The organism is Sphaerotilus microaerophilus (assembly GCF_023734135.1).
In the GTDB taxonomy this organism is placed as follows: Bacteria; Pseudomonadota; Gammaproteobacteria; order Burkholderiales; family Burkholderiaceae_C; genus Sphaerotilus; species Sphaerotilus microaerophilus.
On the sequence record NZ_AP025730.1, the window covers coordinates 3,102,223 to 3,121,799 of the forward strand.

12 protein-coding genes are annotated in these 19,577 nt (G+C 69.7%); 9 read left to right on the forward strand and 3 right to left on the reverse strand.

Features of this window, described 5'->3' with window-relative positions:
- Positions 1–124: 124 nt before the first annotated feature.
- The 7 genes from NGK70_RS13450 to NGK70_RS13480 all read left to right on the forward strand — a co-directional run bounded on the left by NGK70_RS13450 (position 125) and on the right by NGK70_RS13480 (position 14,256).
- Positions 125–2,383: an arginine/lysine/ornithine decarboxylase gene (locus NGK70_RS13450; RefSeq protein ID WP_251969053.1), complete on the forward strand. Its 2,259-nt coding sequence runs from the start codon at positions 125–127 to the stop codon at positions 2,381–2,383.
- Positions 2,384–2,524: 141 nt separating this feature from the next.
- Entirely contained in the window at positions 2,525–4,756 is a 2,232-nt protein-coding gene (gene glgB, locus NGK70_RS13455; protein WP_251969054.1) for a 1,4-alpha-glucan branching protein GlgB, read from the forward strand.
- Positions 4,753–7,008: a glycogen debranching protein GlgX gene (glgX, locus tag NGK70_RS13460; RefSeq protein WP_251969055.1), complete on the forward strand. Its 2,256-nt coding sequence runs from the start codon at positions 4,753–4,755 to the stop codon at positions 7,006–7,008. Before glgB ends, glgX begins: the two co-directional genes overlap by 4 nt.
- Before the next feature lie 33 nt (positions 7,009–7,041).
- Positions 7,042–8,700: an alpha-D-glucose phosphate-specific phosphoglucomutase gene (locus tag NGK70_RS13465; RefSeq protein WP_251969056.1), complete on the forward strand. Its 1,659-nt coding sequence runs from the start codon at positions 7,042–7,044 to the stop codon at positions 8,698–8,700.
- Between the two features lie 124 nt (positions 8,701–8,824).
- Positions 8,825–10,108: a glucose-1-phosphate adenylyltransferase gene (gene glgC / locus NGK70_RS13470; protein ID WP_251969057.1), complete on the forward strand. Its 1,284-nt coding sequence runs from the start codon at positions 8,825–8,827 to the stop codon at positions 10,106–10,108.
- Positions 10,109–10,141: 33 nt separating this feature from the next.
- Positions 10,142–11,590 (forward strand): glycogen synthase GlgA, encoded by a 1,449-nt coding sequence (gene glgA / locus NGK70_RS13475; RefSeq protein ID WP_251969058.1) that lies wholly within the window; start codon positions 10,142–10,144, stop codon positions 11,588–11,590.
- A gap of 179 nt (positions 11,591–11,769) precedes the next feature.
- The gene (locus tag NGK70_RS13480; RefSeq protein ID WP_428985614.1) at positions 11,770–14,256 is read left to right on the forward strand and encodes a glycogen/starch/alpha-glucan phosphorylase; all 2,487 of its coding nucleotides are present in this window, start codon (positions 11,770–11,772) and stop codon (positions 14,254–14,256) included.
- A gap of 99 nt (positions 14,257–14,355) precedes the next feature.
- On the opposite strand, the gene NGK70_RS13485 is transcribed toward NGK70_RS13480, so the two are convergent.
- Positions 14,356–15,765 carry a sensor histidine kinase gene (locus NGK70_RS13485; protein ID WP_251969060.1) on the reverse strand — a complete coding sequence of 470 codons (1,410 nt, stop codon included), beginning with the start codon at positions 15,763–15,765 and terminating at the stop codon, positions 14,356–14,358.
- A gap of 142 nt (positions 15,766–15,907) precedes the next feature.
- Positions 15,908–16,642 carry an osmolarity response regulator transcription factor OmpR gene (ompR, locus tag NGK70_RS13490; RefSeq protein ID WP_251969061.1) on the reverse strand — a complete coding sequence of 245 codons (735 nt, stop codon included), beginning with the start codon at positions 16,640–16,642 and terminating at the stop codon, positions 15,908–15,910.
- Between the two features lie 310 nt (positions 16,643–16,952).
- Between ompR and NGK70_RS13495 the strand changes: the two genes are divergently transcribed.
- Positions 16,953–17,738, forward strand: coding sequence for an SIMPL domain-containing protein (locus NGK70_RS13495; protein ID WP_251969062.1), 786 nt, complete (start codon positions 16,953–16,955; stop codon positions 17,736–17,738).
- Positions 17,739–17,806: 68 nt separating this feature from the next.
- Here the strand turns inward: NGK70_RS13495 and NGK70_RS13500 are convergent, their stop codons facing one another.
- Positions 17,807–18,577: a 3-hydroxybutyrate dehydrogenase gene (locus NGK70_RS13500; RefSeq protein ID WP_251969063.1), complete on the reverse strand. Its 771-nt coding sequence runs from the start codon at positions 18,575–18,577 to the stop codon at positions 17,807–17,809.
- A 103-nt stretch (positions 18,578–18,680) separates the two neighbouring features.
- Here NGK70_RS13500 and NGK70_RS13505 point away from each other — a divergent pair, with 103 nt between their 5' ends.
- Positions 18,681–19,553, forward strand: coding sequence for an alpha/beta fold hydrolase (locus NGK70_RS13505; RefSeq protein ID WP_251969064.1), 873 nt, complete (start codon positions 18,681–18,683; stop codon positions 19,551–19,553).
- Positions 19,554–19,577 lie beyond the last annotated feature (24 nt).

Below are 19,577 nucleotides of genomic sequence, written 5' to 3' on the forward strand. Positions count from 1 at the left end.
TTGGATGCCTGTCGGGGTGTTGGTGGTCGTCATGGAAATGCCGCGGCATGGGCCTACACTGCGCGCCTTGTTTTCCCGCGGCGGTGGACCCGCCGCGACCTCGTTGTCTTTGCCGAACACCGCCATGCAGCGCTTTCATTTCCCCATCGTCATCATCGACGAGGACTTCCGCTCGGAAAACACCTCGGGCCTGGGCATCCGGGCCCTGGCGCAGGCGATCGAGAAGGAGGGTTTCGAGGTGCTGGGCGCCACGAGCTATGGCGACCTGAGCCAGTTCGCTCAGCAGCAGAGCCGTGCCGGCGCCTTCATCCTCTCGATCGACGACGAGGAGTTCACCCCCGGCCCCGAGCTCGACCCCGCGGTGCTGAGTCTGCGCAAGTTCATCGAGGAGATCCGCTGGCGCAACGCCGACATTCCGATCTACATCTACGGCGAGACGCGCACCAGCCAGCACATCCCGAACGACATCCTGCGCGAGCTGCACGGCTTCATCCACATGTTCGAGGACACGCCGGAGTTCGTGGCGCGCCACATCATCCGCGAGTCCAAGAGCTACCTCGACGGGCTGGCGCCGCCCTTCTTCAAGGAGCTGATGGACTACGCCCAGGACGGCTCCTACTCCTGGCACTGCCCGGGGCACTCGGGTGGCGTGGCCTTCCTGAAGAGCCCGGTGGGGCAGATGTTCCATCAGTTCTTCGGCGAGAACATGCTGCGCGCGGACGTGTGCAACGCCGTCGAGGAACTGGGCCAGCTGCTCGACCACACCGGTCCGGTGGCGCAGAGCGAGCGCAATGCGGCGCGCATCTTCAACGCCGACCACTGCTTCTTCGTCACCAACGGCACCAGCACCTCGAACAAGATGGTCTGGCACCACACGGTGGCCCCGGGCGACGTGGTGGTGGTGGACCGCAACTGCCACAAGTCCATCCTGCATTCGATCATCATGACCGGGGCGGTCCCCGTGTTCATGACGCCTACGCGCAACCACTACGGCATCATCGGGCCGATCCCGCAGAGTGAATTCACCCGCGAGGCCATCGAGGCCAAGATCGCCGCCAACCCGCTGCTGGCCGGCGTCGATGCGAAGGCGGTCAAGCCGCGCATCCTGACGCTGACGCAGAGCACCTACGACGGCGTGCTCTACAACACCGAGACCATCAAGCAGATGGTCGACGGCTGGATCCCCAACCTGCACTTCGACGAGGCCTGGCTGCCGCACGCGGCCTTCCACGGCTTCTACGGCAGCTACCACGCGATGGGCAAGAAGCGCGCGCGGCCGAAGGAGGCGGTGGTCTATGCCACCCAGTCCACCCACAAGCTGCTGGCCGGCATCAGCCAGGCCTCGCAGGTGCTGGTGCAGGACTCGCAGACGGTGCAGCTGGACCGCCACCTCTTCAACGAGGCCTACCTGATGCACAGCTCCACCAGCCCGCAGTACGCGATCATCGCTTCGTGCGATGTCGCCGCGGCGATGATGGAGCCCCCGGGCGGCACCGCGCTGGTCGAGGAGAGCATCAAGGAGGCGCTGGACTTCCGCCGCGCGATGCGCAAGGTCGAGGACGAGTTCGGTCTCGACTGGTGGTTCAAGGTCTGGGGACCGGAAGCGCTGGCCCCGGAGGGCATCGGCCGGGCGGATGGCTGGATGCTGCATGCCAACGAGAATTGGCATGGCTTTGGCGATATCGCCCCGGGCTTCAACATGCTGGACCCGATCAAGTCCACCCTGATCACGCCGGGGTTGGACATGTCGGGCGACTTCGCCGAGACCGGCATCCCGGCAGCGATCGTCACCAAGTACCTGGCCGAGCACGGCGTGGTGGTGGAGAAGACGGGGCTGTACTCCTTCTTCATCATGTTCACCATCGGCATCACCAAGGGCCGCTGGAACACGCTGCTGACCGCGCTGCAGCAGTTCAAGGACGACTACGACCGCAACCAGCCGATCTGGCGCATCCTGCCGGAGTTCGCCGCCAAGTTCCCGATGTACGAGCGCATGGGCCTGCGCGACCTCTGCCAGGCGATCCACCAGAGCTACGCCCAGGGCGACATCGCACGGCTGACCACCGAGGTGTACCTGTCGGACGTCGAGCCGGCGATGAAGCCCAGCGAGGCCTACGCCCACATCGCCCACCGCAAGACCGAGCGGGTGGAAATCGACCAGCTCGAAGGGCGCATCACCACCGCGCTGCTCACGCCCTACCCGCCGGGCATCCCGCTGCTGATCCCGGGCGAGCGTTTCAACAAGCGCATCGTCGACTACCTGCGCTTCACCCGCGCCTTCAACGATCGCTTCCCGGGCTTCCACACCGACGTGCACGGCCTGGTCGAGCAGGACCTGGGGGCCGGGCTGCGGCGCTACTACGTCGATTGCGTGGCGCAGTGAGGGCCGCTCCCCGGTGGCAGAGGCATTGCTGAAGCGCGGCGGCGCGTCGACTTGCGACAGCTCAGGTCGATGTGCGACCGGCCCCGGGTTACAGCGGATTACATGGCAAGATCGTTTCCACCCACGCTCATGACACCTTCCATGCCTGCAGCCAGACACGATCCCGCGTTCCTCGACGACGACAACCTGCAGGCCCTGCTGCAGGCCCGTCATGGCGATCCCTTCTCGGTGCTTGGCATGCACCAGGCCGGGGAGGCCGTTGTCGTGCGTGCCCTGCTGCCGGGCGCCCATGCCGTGACCGTGCTGGACGCGCGCGGCCGCCGGGTGGCCGACCTGCAGCGCCTGGCGGGCACGCCGCTGTTCGCCGCCGTGATGCCGCGGCGGCGCAACCCCTTTGCCTACCGCCTGCGCGTGACCTGGGAGGGCCCCAACGGCGAGCCCGCCCACGCGCTGGACATGGAGGATGCCTACCGCTTTCCGCCGCTGATCGGCGAGATGGACATCTGGCTGCTCGCCGAAGGCACCCACCAGCGCCCCTATGAGTGGATGGGCGCGCACCTGAACACCGTGGACGGCGTCGAGGGCACGCGCTTCGCCGTCTGGGCGCCCAGCGCCCGGCGCGTCTCGGTGGTGGGCGACTTCAACCAGTGGGACGGCCGCCGCCACATGATGCGGCTGCGCCACGAGTGCGGTGTGTGGGAGCTGTTCCTGCCACAGGTGGGCGAGGGCGATCTCTACAAGTTCGAGATCCTTGGCGCCGATGGCGAGTTGCACGTCAAGGCCGACCCCTTCGCCTTCCATGCCGAGGTGCGCCCGCAGACCGCTTCGTCGGTGCAGCGCCTGCTGCCCGGCCTGGCCGGCAGTGCGGAGCGCCAGCGCGCCAATGCGCTGGACGCGCCCATCAGCGTCTACGAGGTGCACCTGGGCTCCTGGCGCCGCGGCCCCGAGGGGCGCTGGCTGACCTACCGCGAGCTGGCCGAGCAGCTGGTGCCCTACGTCCGCGACCTGGGGTTCACCCACCTGGAACTCATGCCGGTGCACGAGCACCCCTTTGACGGCTCCTGGGGCTACCAACCCACCGGCCTGTATGCGCCGACCTCGCGCTTTGGTACGCCGGCCGATTTCCGCGCCTTCGTCGAAGCGGCCCACGCCGCCGGCCTGGGGGTGATCCTGGACTGGGTGCCGGCGCACTTCCCCAGCGACGCCCACGGCCTGGCGAAGTTCGATGGCACCTGCCTGTACGAGCACGCCGACCCGCGCGAGGGCTTCCACCAGGACTGGAACACGCTGATCTACAACTACGGCCGCACCGAGGTGCGCAGCTACCTGGTCGGCAACGCGCTGTACTGGATCGAGCGCTACGGCATTGACGGCCTGCGCGTGGACGCGGTGGCCTCGATGCTCTACCGCGACTACAGCCGCAAGGAGGGCGAGTGGATCCCGAACCGCTACGGTGGGCGCGAGAACCTGGAGGCCATCGAGTTCCTGCGGCGCATGAACCGCACCGTGGGCGTGGTGCGGCCGGAGGCGATCACGCTGGCCGAGGAGTCCACCGCCTTCCCGTCGGTGACCCGCCCGCCCAGTGACGACCTGCAGGGCGGCGGCCTGGGCTTCCACTTCAAGTGGAACATGGGCTGGATGAACGACACGCTGAGCTACTTCGCCCACGAGCCGGTGCACCGCGTCCATCACCACGACCAGATCCGCTTCTCGCTGGTCTATGCGTTCAGCGAGAACTTCATGCTGCCGCTCTCGCACGACGAGGTGGTGCACGGCAAGGGCTCGCTGATCGGCAAGATGCCGGGCGACGACTGGCAGAAGTTTGCCAACCTGCGCGCCTACTACGGCTTCATGTGGAGCCACCCGGGCAAGAAGCTGCTCTTCATGGGCTGCGAGCTTGGCCAGTGGCGCGAGTGGGACGCCGAGTCCAGCCTGGACTGGCACCTGCTCGACGAGCCCTCGCCCAACCAGGCCCGCCACGCGGGGCTGCAGCGCCTGGTGCGCGACCTCAACCTGGTGATGCGCGCCGAGCCGGCCCTGCACCAGCTGGACGTGAGCCCCGAGGGCTTCGACTGGATCAGCCACGATGACGCCCAGCACTCGGTGCTGGCATTCCAGCGCCGTGCCCGTGACAGCCGGCCGGTCGTGGTGGTGTGCAACTTCACCCCGGTGCCCCGCCTGGGCTGGCGCATCGGCGTGCCCTACGCCGGCACCTGGCGGGAGCTGATCAACAGCGACGACGAGGTCTACGGTGGCTCCGGCGTGGGCAACGGCGCGATGGCCAGCACGGCGGGCGACTGGCAGGGCCAGGGGCAGTCGATCGTGCTCGACCTGCCGCCGCTGGCGACGGTGATGCTGGTGTGTGGGCAGTGAGCCCCGGCCGGCCGTGGCCCCTCGGGGCCACGATCTGCCCTGACCCGACGACCCCTGACTCGACGACGTCTGCCGGTGACGGGAGCGAGGGCGTCAACTTTGCCGTCTGGGCACCGGACGCCCATGGTGTCGACCTTTGCCTCTTCGACGCCTCCGGCACCCACGAGCAGCGACGCCTGGGCCTGAGCGCCTGCAACGAAGGCGTCTGGCACGGCTGGGTGGCCGGCCTGGGTGAGGGCTGCGTCTACGGCTGGCGGGTGCACGGGCCCTGGGCGCCCGAGCGCGGCCACCGTTTCAACCCGGCCAAGTTGCTGCTCGACCCCTACGCCCAGGAGGTGGTGGGGCGCTACGCCGAGCACGAGGAGGGCGACCTGGCGCGCTACCTCGGCCACGACGCCCAGGAGCCGAGCCTGCCCGACGGGCGCGACAACGCCGCGATCGCGCTGAAGGCCCGGGTGCTGCCCCGGGTGGTTGCGGACCTCGGCCACCAGCCCCTGGTGCCGCGTTCACGCACCGTGCTCTACGAGGTGCATGTGCGCTCGTTGACGCGGCTGCACCCGGACATCCCGCCCGAACTGCAGGGCAGCTACGCCGCGCTGGCCCACCCGGCGATGCTGGCGCACTACCGCGAGCTGGGCATCACGACCCTGAGCCTGCTGCCGGTGCATGCCCGGGCCGACGAGGAGCGCCTGCAGCGCCTGGGCCTGAGCAACCACTGGGGCTACAGCAGCATCGGCTTCTTCGCTCCCGAGCCGCGCTACTGGAGCGGCTTGCCGGGCACATCGCCGTCGACCGAGTTCCGCGCCGCGGTGCATTCGCTGCACCAGGCGGGCATCGAGGTGGTGCTGGACGTGGTCTACAACCACAGCGCCGAAACCGACGAGCACGGGCCCACCCTGTCGATGCGGGGCCTGGCCAACGCGCGCTACTACCGGCTCGATCCCGCCGACCCCTCGCGCTACCTCAACTGGACCGGCTGCGGCAACGTGCTCGACCTGGGCGAGCCGCGCGTGGTGCAGCTGGTGCTGGACTCGCTGCGGCACTGGGTGCTGTCCTACGGCGTGGACGGCTTCCGCTTCGACCTTGCCACGGTCCTGGGCCGCGGTGCCGGCGGGGGCTTTCACCGGGCGGCGCCGTTTTTCGCCGCACTGCAGGCCGACCCGGTGCTGGCGCGGGTCAAGTGGATCGCCGAGCCCTGGGACCTGGGGCCGCAGGGCTACCAGCTGGGCGGCTTCCCGCCCGGCTGGCTGGAGTGGAACGACCAGTACCGCGACACCCTGCGCGCCTGGTGGCTGCGCGGGGGGGCCGACCGGGGCATGTTCGCGCACCGTTTTGCGGCCTCCAGCGGACAGTTCCACCACAGTGCCCGCGACCCCGGCGCCAGCGTCAATTTCATCGCCGCGCACGATGGCTTCACGCTGCGCGACCTGGTCAGCTACGACCACAAGCACAACGAGCCCAACGGCGAACATAACCACGACGGCCACCACCACAACAGCAGCTGGAACTGCGGCGTCGAGGGCCCGAGCGCCGACCCCACGGTGCAGGCCCTGCGCGCTCGGCTGCAGCGCGCCCTGCTGGCGAGCCTGGCGGTGTCGATGGGCACGCCGATGCTGCTGGCCGGCGACGAACTCGGCCACAGCCAGCGCGGCAACAACAACGCCTACTGCCAGGACAACCCCATCACCTGGCTGGACTGGCCCGAGGCGGACGGCGAGTTGGTCCGGTTCGTCGGCCACTGGATGGGCCTGCGTACGGCCCACCCGGCGCTGCGCATCCCGCGCTGGCTGCGCGGCGGCCTCGGTGACCACCACGACGGCAACGGCCACCTGCCGGCCGGCATGGTGGAGCGCCGGCGCCAGCCTCGCCGGCCTGACGTGATCTGGTGGCACCCCGACGGCCGAGCGCTGCAAGGGGCCGACTGGTCGGGCTGCACCCAGCGCGCCATGGCCATCCAGCTCAGTGATCCACGTGACCCCCAGGCCGCTTCGGCGCTGCTGCTGTTGCAGCCGGATTCGACGCCCTGCCGCTTCCGGCTGCCGCCCGGCCAATGGGTGGCCGCCGCGGCCAGCCACACCCCGGAGGGGGCACCCGACGCAGCCTGCACCCCCACGCCGGATGGCTGGCTGGAAATACCTGCGCAGAGCTTGATCTTGATGCTGGACAAGCCCATTGGGCCAGGGGAGGATGCGCACGTCGCCCCGGAGCCACTGACTGCAACGGGTGCGACACCCGCGGTGCCTGGTCCGTGAACGGGCTTGGCACGACGTTTCCAGGATCCAACGATGACGCCCACCGACTCCCTCGTCGTAGTACCCACCCAGCCCGTGTCCGGCCAACGTCCCGGCACCTCTGGTCTTCGCAAGAAGGTCACGGTCTTCCAGCAGCCACACTACCTGGAGAACTTCGTCCAGGCGCTGTTCGACATCCTGCCCGAGCAGGTCGGCCCGGTTGCCGGCCAGACGCTGGTGCTTGGCGGTGACGGACGCTTCCACAACCGCGTGGCCGTGCAGACCATCCTGCGCATGGCGGCGGCCAATGGCTTCGGCCGGGTGCTGGTGGGGCAGGGCGGCCTGCTGTCCACCCCGGCGGCCAGCGCGGTGATCCGCCGGCACGGCGCCTACGGCGGCATCATCCTCTCGGCCAGCCACAACCCGGGCGGTCCGGACGGTGACTTCGGCATCAAGTACAACATCGCCAACGGTGGCCCGGCCCCCGAGAAGATCACCGAGGCGATCTACGCCCGCACCCAGCAGATCCAGGCCTACCGCACGCTGCCCGGCGTCGCCGAGGTGGACCTGCAGACGCTCGGGCGCAGCGAACTTGGTGCCATGGGGGTCGAGGTCATCGACCCGGTGGCCGACTACGCCGAGCTGATGGAGAAGCTGTTCGACTTCGACGCCATGCGCGCCTGGTTTGCCGCCGGGCACCGCATGCGCTTCGACGCGATGTCCGCCATCGGCGGTCCCTACGCCCGGGCTGTGCTGGAAGGGCGCCTGGGTGCGCCGGTGGGCACGGTGGTCAACGGCGAGCCGCTGGAGGACTTCGGCGGCCACCACCCCGACCCCAACCCGGCGCACGCCACCGAGTTGATCGCGGCGCTGTCGGGCCCCGCTGCGCCGGACTTCGGCGCCGCGTCCGACGGCGATGCCGACCGCAACATGATCCTGGGGCGCGACTTCGTCGTCACGCCCTCCGACAGCCTGGCCGTGCTGGCCGCCAATGCCACGCGGGTGCCGGGCTATCGCGACGGGCTGGCCGGCATCGCCCGCTCCATGCCCACCTCCTGCGCCGCCGATGCGGTGGCCCGGGCCCTGGGCATTCCCTGCTACGAGACGCCCACCGGCTGGAAGTTCTTCGGCAACCTGCTCGACGCCGGCCGCGCCACGCTCTGCGGCGAGGAGAGCTACGGCACCGGCTCCAACCACGTGCGCGAGAAGGACGGCCTCTGGGCCGTGCTGTTCTGGCTCAACCTGCAGGCCGCCACCGGCCAGAGCGTGGAGGCGCTGGTGCGCGCGCACTGGGCCCGCTTCGGGCGCCACTACTACTCCCGCCACGACTGGGAGGGCATCCCGGTCGAGCGCGCCGACGGCCTCATGGCCGCCCTGCGTGCCAGGCTGCCTTCCCTGGCGGGTGGCACGCTGCAGGGCCTGAGGCTGGCCCAGGCCGACGACTTCGCCTACACCGACCCGGTGGACGGCTCGGTGTCGCGGCAGCAGGGCGTGCGCCTGCTGTTCGAAGGCGGCTCGCGCGTCGTCTTCCGGCTGTCGGGCACCGGCACCGAGGGCGCCACGTTGCGGGTCTACCTGGAGCGCTTCGAGGCCGATCCCCAACGGCACGACCTGCCGACGCAGCAGGCCCTGGCCCCCCTGATCGAAGTGGCCGAAGAGGTCGCGGCGATCCGCCAGCACAGCGGCCAGGCCGCGCCCACCGTCATCACCTGAGCCCCCTGCGGGGCACGCCCTGGCGGCCGGTGGATGCCGGCTGGCGGAGGAGGGCGCGCCCGGTGCTGCACCTGCAGCAAGACACCAGCTTCGACTCACAGAAACGCAAGCAAGAGGAGTACCCATGGACATCACCGGTTCCGCCCACAGCCGCACGCTGGCACGCCGCACCCTCGCGCTGGTGCTGGCCGGCGGGCGCGGCTCGCGCCTGAAGGCCCTGACCGACCGCCGTGCCAAGCCGGCCGTGCACTTTGGCGGCAAGTTCCGCATCATCGACTTCGCGCTGTCGAACTGCATCAACTCGGGCATGCGCCGCATCGGCGTGATCACCCAGTACAAGTCGCACTCCCTGCTGCGCCACCTGCAGCGCGGCTGGAGCTTCATGCGCAACGAGCTCAACGAGTTCGTCGACCTGCTGCCTGCGCAGCAGCGCGTGGACGATGAGAGCTGGTACCGCGGCACCGCGGACGCGATTTACCAGAACCTGGACATCATCCGCAACTCCAAGCCGCCCGAGTACATCGTGGTGCTCGCGGGTGACCACATCTACAAGATGGACTACTCCATCATGCTGGCCGACCACGTCGAGAGCGGGCGCAGCGTGACGGTGGGCTGCATCGAGGTGCCGCGCGAGGAGGCCAAGGGCTTCGGCGTGATGGCGATCAACGAGCAGCGCCAGATCGTCGAGTTCGTCGAGAAGCCGGCCAACCCGCCCGCCATGCCCGGCAACCCCGACATGGCGCTGGCCAGCATGGGCATCTACGTCTTCTCGGCCGACTACCTGTACCGACTGCTGGAGGAGGACGCGGCCGACCCGGATTCGGAACACGACTTCGGCAAGAACCTGATCCCGAAGGCGGTATCCGAGGGCCAGGCGCTGGCGCACCCCTTCTCGATGTCGGCGCTGGCCAATCCGCCGTACTCGCGCCCCTACTGGCGCGATGTCGGCACGGTCGACGCCTACTGGGCGGCCAACCTGGACCTGGCTTCGACCACGCCCGAGCTGAACATGTACGACCAGGACTGGCCGATCTGGACCTACCAGGAGCAGCTCGCCCCGGCCAAGTTCGTGCATGACGAGGACGGGCGCCGCGGCGAGGCGATCAACTCGCTGGTCTCCGGCGGCTGCATCGTCTCCGGCGCCACGGTGCGCAACTCGGTGCTGTTCTCCAACGTGCTGGTGCGCTCGTACGGCCAGATCGACGGCGCGGTGGTGCTGCCCGACGTGCAGATCGGTCGCAACTGCCGGCTGCGCAACGTGGTGATCGACCGGCGCTGCAAGCTGCCCGAGGGGCTGGTGGTCGGCGAGGACCCAGTGGAAGACGCTCGCCGTTTCCACCGCACCGAGAACGGCGTGGTGCTGGTCACGCGCCGCATGCTCGCGGCGTTGGACAATCCGGCCGCTTGACCCCTGGATACCTGAAACGGGAGCGTTGAAACCATGCGTGTGCTGCAGGTCTGTGCCGAGATCTTTCCGCTGCTCAAGACGGGCGGCCTGGCCGACGTGGCCGGGGCGCTGCCCCTGGCGCTGCGGCCCCTCGGCGCTGACATGCGCGTGCTGCTGCCGGGCTTCGAGGCCATCCTGAATGGCCTCGAAGACGCGGCGGTGGTGGCCGAGTTGCACCCGCCTGGCGGCATGCACCTGGCCCGCGGCGCGCGGCTGCTGTACGGCCGGCTGCCCCGGTGCGACCTGCAGGCCTACGTGATCGATGCGCCGGCCTACTACCGCCGCGGCGGCGGTCCCTACGACGACCACGGCGACAACCACCTGCGCTTCGGCCTGCTCGGCTGGGTGGCGGCCGCGCTGGCCCAGGGGTTGGACGGCTTCTGGCAGCCCGAGGTGGTGCACGCGCACGACTGGCATGCCGCGCTGGCGCCGGCCTACCTGCGCGCGGCCGAGCAGGCCCTGCACCGTCGCCTGGCCCGCACGGTCTACACCGTGCACAACCTGGCCTACCAGGGCATGTACGGCGCGCAGCGGTTCGGTGACCTGGGGCTGCCAGGACACTTCTATGGGGTGCAGGGCGTGGAGTTCCATGGCCACGTCAACTTCATGAAGGCCGGCCTGTACTTTGCCGACCGCATCACCACGGTCAGCCCAAGCTACGCGCGCGAGATCCAGAGCCCCGAGCAGGGCTGCGGGCTGGATGGCCTGCTGCGCTCGCGCATGATGTCGCTGTCGGGCATCCTGAACGGCGTCGATCCGGCGGTCTGGCACCCTGCCACGGATGCGTACATCGCGGCGCCCTACGACGCCGACCACCTCGACGGCAAGGCCGCCTGCAAGGCCGCGCTGCAGGCCGAACTGGGGCTGGCGCAGGACCCGCTGCGGCCGCTGGCCTGCGTGGTGAGCCGCCTGGCCGAGCAGAAGGGCCTGCACCTGGTGCTTCAGGCGCTGCCGCGCTTGGTCGAGGCGGGCGGGCAATTCGCCCTGCTCGGCTCGGGCGATGCCTGGATGGAAGCGGCCTTCCGCGAGCTGGCGCAGGCACACCCGCAGGCGGTGTCGGTGCGCATCGGCTACGACGAGCCCTTTGCCCACCGGCTGATCGCCGGCAGCGACGTGATCCTGGTGCCCTCGCGCTACGAACCCTGCGGCCTGACGCAGCTCTACGGGCTGCAGTACGGCACGCTGCCGCTGGTGCGTCGCGTGGGCGGCCTGGCCGACACGGTGGCCGACACCCGGCTGGAAACGGTCGACCAGGACGCGACCGGCTTCGTGTTCGACGCCTTCGATGCCGACGCACTGGTCTGGGGCGCCCGACGCGCGTTGGCACTCTACCGGCGCCCGGCCGACTGGCGCATCGTGCAGCAGCGCGGCATGCGCCAGTCCTGGGACTGGGGTGGCCCTGCACGCCAGTACCTGCAGCTGTACCGCTCGCTCAGCCACTGAGCGTGGCCGGCTGCGGCGGCCTGCCGCCCTTTGTACCCAATTCGTACCCCCCGATGGCGTGGCCGGCATGAGAATCGCATGCCTGCTCGCCTAGACTGCTGTCCGGTTTGGCCACCTGCCAGGCCGCGTCCAGCGTTCCCGTCCACGAGACCCGTTCCGAATCCGCCATCACCATGGACCTGACCCAGTTCGAATACCAGTACGACCACCTGGCCCGCGACGTCACCGCGCTCAAGCGCGAGATCTCGAACCGGCTGATGTACAGCGTTGGCAAGGACCCGGTCTCCGCACGGCCGGAGGACTGGCTGCAGGCGGTGTCCTACACGGTGCGCGACCACCTGGTCGAGCGCTGGATGAAGACCACCCGCGCGCAGTACGACCAGGACGTCAAGCGCGTCTACTACCTCTCTGCCGAGTTCCTGATCGGGCGCACCTTCACCAACGCGATGCTGGCGCTGGACATCCTGCCTGCCGTGCGCCAGGCGCTGCAGGAAATGGACGTCGACCCGGACCAGCTCTTCGAGCTGGAGCCTGACGCAGCGCTGGGCAACGGCGGCCTGGGCCGGCTGGCGGCCTGTTTCCTGGACTCGATGGCGACCATCGGCGTGCCCGGCTTCGGCTACGGCATCCGCTACGACTACGGCATGTTCCGCCAGAAGATCGTCGACGGCCGCCAGGTCGAGGCGCCCGACTACTGGCTCACCCAGGGCAACCCCTGGGAGTTCCCGCGCCCGGAGGTGCAGATGCGGGTGCGCTTTGGCGGCCACCTGGAGCAGAGCGGCGACACGGTGCGCTGGGTCGGCACCGACGACGTGCTGGCGATGGCCTACGACACCATCATCCCCGGCTACGGCACCCAGGCCACCAACACGCTGCGCCTGTGGTCGGCCCGTGCCACGGAGGAAATGAACCTGCGCGCCTTCAACCAGGGCAACTACATGGGCGCGGTGGAGAGCAAGAACCAGTCGGAGAACGTCTCGCGCGTGCTCTACCCGGACGACTCCACGCTGTCCGGGCGCGAGCTGCGCCTGCGCCAGGAGTACTTCTTCTGCTCGGCCAGCCTGCAGGACATCGTGCGCCGCTACCTGCGCACCCACACCGGCTTCGATGCGCTGCCCGACAAGGTCAGCATCCACCTCAACGACACCCACCCGGTGCTGGCGATCCCCGAGCTGATGCGCCTGCTGGTCGACGAGCACCTGGTGCCCTGGGACGAGGCCTGGGCGCTGTGCCAGCGCGTGTTCAGCTACACCAACCACACGCTGATGCACGAGGCGCTGGAAACCTGGCCGGTGGACATCTTCGGGCGCGTGCTGCCGCGCCACCTGCGCATCATCTTCGACATCAACGCGCGCTTCCTCGCCAGCGTCACCGCCGCGCACGGCCAGGACACCGAGCTGATGCGCCGCCTGTCGCTGATCGACGAGGGCGGTGAGCGCCGCGTGCGCATGGCCTACCTCGCGGTGGTGGCCAGCCACTCGATCAATGGCGTCTCGGCGCTGCACTCCGAGCTGATGAAGGCCTCGATCTTCAAGGACTTTGCCCAGCTCTGGCCGGAGCGCTTCAACAACAAGACCAACGGCGTCACGCCGCGGCGCTGGCTGTCGCAGGCCAACCCGGGGCTGTCGGCGCTGATCGACCAGCGCATCGGCCGCAACTGGCGCCGCCACCTCGACGAGCTCGAAGGCCTGCGCCACGCGCTGGAGGTGCCGGGCTTCCTGGCCGCCTTCCGCATGGTCAAGCGCGGCAACAAGGAGCGCCTGGCCCGCCTGGTGCTGGAGCGCCTGGGTGTGACGCTCAACCCCGATGCGCTGTTCGACGTGCAGGTCAAGCGCATGCACGAGTACAAGCGCCAGCTGCTCAACGTGCTGCACGTCGTGACGCGCTACCAGGCCATCCTGGCCAACCCGGACGCCCAGTGGGTGCCGCGCGTGGTCGTGTTCGCCGGCAAGGCGGCCTCGGCGTACCACATGGCCAAGCTGGTCATCAAGCTGATCAACGACGTGGCCCAGGTGGTCAACCACGACCCGCGCATCGGCGACCGGCTCAAGGTGGTGTTCATCCCCAACTACAGCGTCAGCCTGGCCGAGGTGATCATCCCGGCAGCGGACCTGTCCGAGCAGATCTCCACCGCGGGCACCGAGGCCTCGGGCACCGGCAACATGAAGTTTGCCCTCAACGGCGCGCTCACCATCGGCACGCTGGACGGCGCCAACGTCGAGATCCGCGAGCACGTCGGCCCGGAGAACATCTTCATCTTCGGCGCCACCACCGAAGAGGTGGCCCAGATCCGCGCCAAGGGCTACCAGCCACGGGCCTACTACGAGCGCGTGCCCGCGCTGAAGGCGGCACTCGACGCCATCCGCGATGGCGTTTTCAGCCGCGACGAGCCCGGCCGCTTCCAGCCGATCTACGACGCCCTGGTGAACTGGGGCGACCACTACCTGCTGCTGGCCGACTACGAGAGCTACGTCGAGGCCCAGGAACAGGTCGACGCCCTGTACCGCAACGCCGACGAGTGGAGCCGGCGTGCAGTGCTCAACGTGGCGGGCATGGGCGTGTTCTCGTCAGACCGCACCATCGCCGAGTACGCCAACCAGATCTGGCACACCCGCCCGGTGCTGCTACCGGCGCCCCGCCACAAGTCGGCTGACGTGCCGGGCTGATGCCCGCAGCGCCCGGCTCCCCGCGCGGGAGCCGCGGCGCGATGGGGTGTTCAGCGGCTGGCGCTGTATTGCCCGGGGGCGACTGGCCGCGGTGAACGGTCAGGCCGCGCGGCGCAGCTTCACATGGGCCACAAAGCCACCGCCCGGCGCGTTGGCCAATTCCAACTGGCCGCCCATGCGGGTGACGGTCTTGTCGACGATCGCCAGGCCGAGGCCGGCGCCGGTGGAACTGGTGTGGGTGCGCGCCTTGTCGCCGCGGTAGAACGGCGTGGTGAGGTGGGCGAGTTGCTCGGGGCTGACGCCCGGCCCCTCGTCACGCACGCTGACCACCACCCACTGCCCGGCGCGGGCGAAGGTGACGGTCACGCGCGCCACGCCGTCGGGTGACTGGGCATAGCGCCGCGCGTTCTCGAACAGGTTGCCAAAGACCCGGTCCACGTCGGTCTCGTCGCCCAGCACGCGCACGTCGGTGGTCACGCGGGCCTGGATCTTCAGGTGCTCGTTGCTGACGCGGCGGATCACGGTGTCCAGCAGCACGGCCAGCACCAGCGGCTCCAGCTTGACCTGGGTGGGCCGTGCGTAGTCCATGAACTTGTCAATGATGGCGTCGAGCTGGTCGATGTCCTGCGCCATGTTGCGCCGCGCCTCCTCGTCGACCACGCTCATCTCGGTTTCGAGCCGGATGCGCGCCAGCGGCGTGCGCAAGTCGTGCGAGATGCCGGCCAGCATCACCGCGCGGTCGTCCTCGATCTTGGCCAGTTCGCGCGCCATGCGGTTGAAGCCGCGGTTGACCTCGCGGATCTCGCGCGTGGTGGTCTCCTCGTCCAGCCGGGAGGTGTACTCGCCCTCGCGGATGCGGCTGGCGGCAAAGGAGAGCTGACGCAGCGGCCGGTTGATCAGCCCGGCGATGGCCGCCGAGCCCAGCAGCGTCAGCACCAGCGTCAGCCCCAGCACCACCGAGTAGGTGGTCAGCGTCACCGCCGGCTGGACCCGCCCCGGGTCGGCCTGCAGCCAGTACTGGTCGGTCTCGATCAGGAAGCCCACCCACAGCCCGCCGGTGCCGTTGACGGTGCTGGCCACGATGGTCTGAGGCCCCAGCCGCGAGCGCAGCTCGCTGCCGATGGCGCGGGTGAAGCGGTCGACCTCGTAGGGCTCCCATTTGTCGCTGACCTCGCGCGGCTGCAGCTTGACCGCTTCCTGGTCGGCAATGTTCTTGACCAGCGCCACGCGGTTGACCTGGTCGGTGTAGCGCAGCGCTGCGCGCGAAAGGTTGACCAGGCTGGCGATTTGCTGCGCGGCCTGCACGCCCCGCGGCTCCAGTTCCAGGTAGCGCAGTGTGTAGACCCAGCCGACGATGCCGGCGCCCAGCATCAGCGACAGCAGCAGGAAGGTGCGCCAGAACAGGCTGAGCGGCAGGCTCTTGCGGATCAGGCTGGCGGCCGCCCGGGCCAGCGGCGACGTGCTGGGTCCTTGGGGCGGGTGGAGGGTGCTGGTCGTGGTCTGTGCCATGGCAGGGCCGCGCGGTTGTCTCGTCGTTCTGTCGGGTCCGGGGGCGGCCTCGAAGCGTCTGCACGGTCAGGCGGGGGCGCCGCCGCGCGAGGGGCACGGTGGCAGGCGCTCCAGGCGCCTGCCAGCTGCCGCCTGAGGCGGATCAGGCCGCACCGTCCGGCACGAACACGTAGCCCACGCCCCAGACCGTCTGGATGTAGCGCGGCTGCGAGGGATCGGGCTCGATCATCTTGCGCAGGCGCGAGACCTGCACGTCCAGGCTGCGGTCGAAGGGCTCGAACTCCCGTCCGCGCGCCAGCTGGGCCAGCTTGTCGCGGCTGAGCGGCTGGCGCGGGTGGCGCACCAGGGCCTTGAGCATCGAGAACTCGCCCGTGGTCAGCGAGATCACCTCACCGTCGCGGGTCAGGCGGCGCAGCGCCAGGTCGAATTCGAAGGGGCCGAAGCTCACGCTCTGCGCCTCGCGCGAGGGCGCACCGGGCGCCTCGATCATCGGGCGGCGGCGCAGCACCGCGTGGATGCGGGCCAGCAGTTCGCGTGGGTTGAAGGGCTTGGGCAGGTAGTCGTCGGCGCCAACCTCCAGGCCGACGATGCGGTCGACGTCCTCGACCTTGGCGGTCAGCATGATGATGGGCGTGACGTCGTTGGCCGCGCGCAGGCGGCGGCAGATCGACAGACCGTCCTCGCCGGGCAGCATCAGGTCGAGCACGATCAGGTCCACCGTCTCGCGGGTGAGGATGCGGTTGAGGGCCTTGGCGTCCTCGGCCAGCAGGACCTCGAAACCTTCCTGGGTCAGATAGCGGCGCAGCAGGTCACGGATGCGGGCATCATCATCGACGACGGCGATGCGATCGGTGCGCTGGGCGTTTGCGGTGGTCATGGGCGACGGCCTCCGAATTTGTAACAGGCGCGATTGTGCGCAGGTCCGGACCCGATTTTCCGCTGTTCTGACTCGCTGTTACATATCTTGCGAAGGCGACGCGGGCATTCACGGAACCCGCCGCCGGGGCCTGGATCTGTCCGGCGCGCACTGCCTGCAGCAGCGCCACCCGGCGACGCTGTCATGATGGCTGCCATGCCGCGCGATGCCGCCCCCTCGGCGGGCCGGCGCTGTTCGCCCCCTGTTCGCCCCCTGTTCGCCCTATGTTCGACTCCCGATCCATCGCTGATCTCCACCCACGAGTGCTGCCATGACCTCTGCCACCGCTGCCCGATCTGCTTCCCTGCGTCCCACGCGTGCCCTGCGCACACCGGCGCTGCTGCACCAATGGGTGGCCAGTGCCTGCGTGGTCGCGGCCGGCCTCGCGGCGGCGCCCTTGGCCATGGCGGCCGGCGCCACCGACTCGCCGCGGGACAACCAGGTCAGCTTTGCCGCCAGCGCCAACATCGAGGTGGCCAAGGACGTGCTCACGGTGACCCTGCAGGCCAGCCGCGACGGCGTGGAGGCCGCCGCGGTGCAGGGCGCGCTCAAGCAGGTGCTCGACGCCGCGCTGACCGAAGCCCGCCGCGCCGCCCAGGCCGGCGCGCTGGAGGTGCGCACCGGCAGCTTCAACCTCTCGCCGCGCTACGGGCGCGATGGCAAGCCCAACGGCTGGACCGGCAATGCGGATCTGACGATCGAGGGCAAGGACGTCGGCCGTGTCGCGGCCACTGCCGGCAAGCTGACCGGCCTGAACATCGTCTCGACCGGCTACAGCGTCTCGCGCGAGCTGCGCGAGCAGCACGAAAGCGCGCTGATCGCCCAGGCGATCCAGAAGTACCAGGCGCGTGCCAGCGAGATCGCTCGCCAGTTCGGCTTCAGCGGCTACACGCTGCGCGAGCTGAACGTTCAGACGAGCGACGGCGAGATGCCGCGCCAGCCGGTGCTGATGCGCACGATGGCCATGGCCAGCGCAGACGCTGCGCCGCTGCCCACCGAGCCGGGCAAGGGGCTGCTGACCGCGACCGTGCAGGGCACGGTGCAGCTGACGCGCTGAGCCGCTGCCGGGCGGGGTGCAGCCCACCCGCCGGGTGGGCTGGAGAGAGCCGGGGGAGCGCTGTGGGCTTACTGGGCCGTCCAGCCACCGTCCACCGCCCACGACTGGCCGCGCACGTTGTCGGCCGCCGCAGAGCAGAGGAACACCGCCAGGCCGCCGAGCTGCTCGGGCGTGGTGAACTGCAGCGAGGGCTGCTTCTCGCCGAGCAGGCGACGGGTGGCCTCGGCGTTGTCCACGCCGTCCTTGGCGGCGCGGGCATCGACCTGCTTCTGCACCAGCGGGGTCAGCACCCAGCCCGGGCAGATCGCGTTGCAGGTCACGCCGGAGGTGGCGGTTTCCAGCGCGGTGACCTTGGTCAGGCCGACCACGCCGTGCTTGGCGGCCACGTAGGCGGCCTTCTGCACCGAGGCGACGAGGCCGTGCGCCGAGGCGATGTTGATGATGCGGCCCCAGTTGCGCGCCTTCATGCCCGGCAGCGCCAGGCGAGTGGTGTGGAAGGTGGAGCTGAGGTTGATCGCGATGATGGCGTCCCAGCGCTCGGCCGGGAAGTCCTCGACGTTGGCCACGTACTGGATGCCGGCGTTGTTGACCAGCACGTCCACGCCGCCGAACTCGGCCTCGGCGTAGGCCATCATGGCCTCGATCTCGGCGGGCTTGCTCATGTCGGCGCCGTGGTAGCCGACCTTGACGCCCAGCGCCTCGATCTGCGCCTTGGGGCCTTCGACGTCGCCGAAGCCGTTGAGCACGATGTGGGCACCCTCGCGCGCCAGGCTGAGCGCAACGCCCAGTCCGATGCCGCTGGTGGAGCCGGTGACCAGTGCGGTCTTGCCTTTGAGCATGGAATCACTCTCCGTCGGTTGGTTAGGATCCATTATCTACAACGCCTTTTGACTGCAGCTGACGCCTGCGCCCGCGCGCCGGGGTCAGCCATCGCCACGTTTCATGAACCAACCTCGCCTGCACCACGTCGCCTGCCTCGATCCCAAGGGCCTGCACCGCATGGCCTACTGGGAGTGGGGCGACCCCGCCAACCCGCGCGTGGTGGTCTGCGCCCACGGGCTGTCGCGGCAGGGGCGTGACTTCGACACCCTCGCTGCCGCCCTGGCGCCGCGCTGGCGGGTGATCTGCCCGGACGTGGTCGGGCGCGGCCACTCGGACCGCCTGGCCGACCCGATGGGCTACGTGATCCCGACCTACGTGGCCGACATGGTCACGCTGGTCGCGCGGCTGAACGTCGAGCGCGTGGCCTGGGTGGGCACCTCGATGGGCGGGCTGATCGGCCTGGGGCTGGCGGCGCTCAAGGGCAGCCCGATCGAGCGGCTGGTGCTCAACGACGTTGGCCCGGCCATCGAGTACGCCGCGCTGGAGCGCATCGGCCAGTACCTGGGCGCACCGCTGCGCTGGCCCGACGAGCAGGCCGCGGCCGACTACCTGTGGAGCATCTCGCAGAGCTTCGGCCCGCACACGCGCGAACAGTGGCTGGCACTGACCCGCCCGCAGCTGCGCCCGGCGCCCGAGGGCGGCTTCATGTCGCACTACGACCCGGCGATCGCTGTGCCGTACAGCGCCTTCACCCCCGAGATGGCCAAGGCCGGCGAGGCGATGCTCTGGGCGGCCTATGACGCGCTGCGCTGCCCGACGCTGCTGCTGCGCGGCGCGCAGTCTGACCTGCTGTCTGCCGCCACCGCCCAGGCCATGACGCAGCGTGGCCCGCGCGCCCGGCTGGTGGAGTTCGATGAGGTGGGCCACGCGCCGACGTTGATCGCCGACGACCAGGTGCGCAGCGTGCTCGACTTCCTGGAGCGCGGGGATTGAACGGGGCCTGAGTCGGATGGTGCA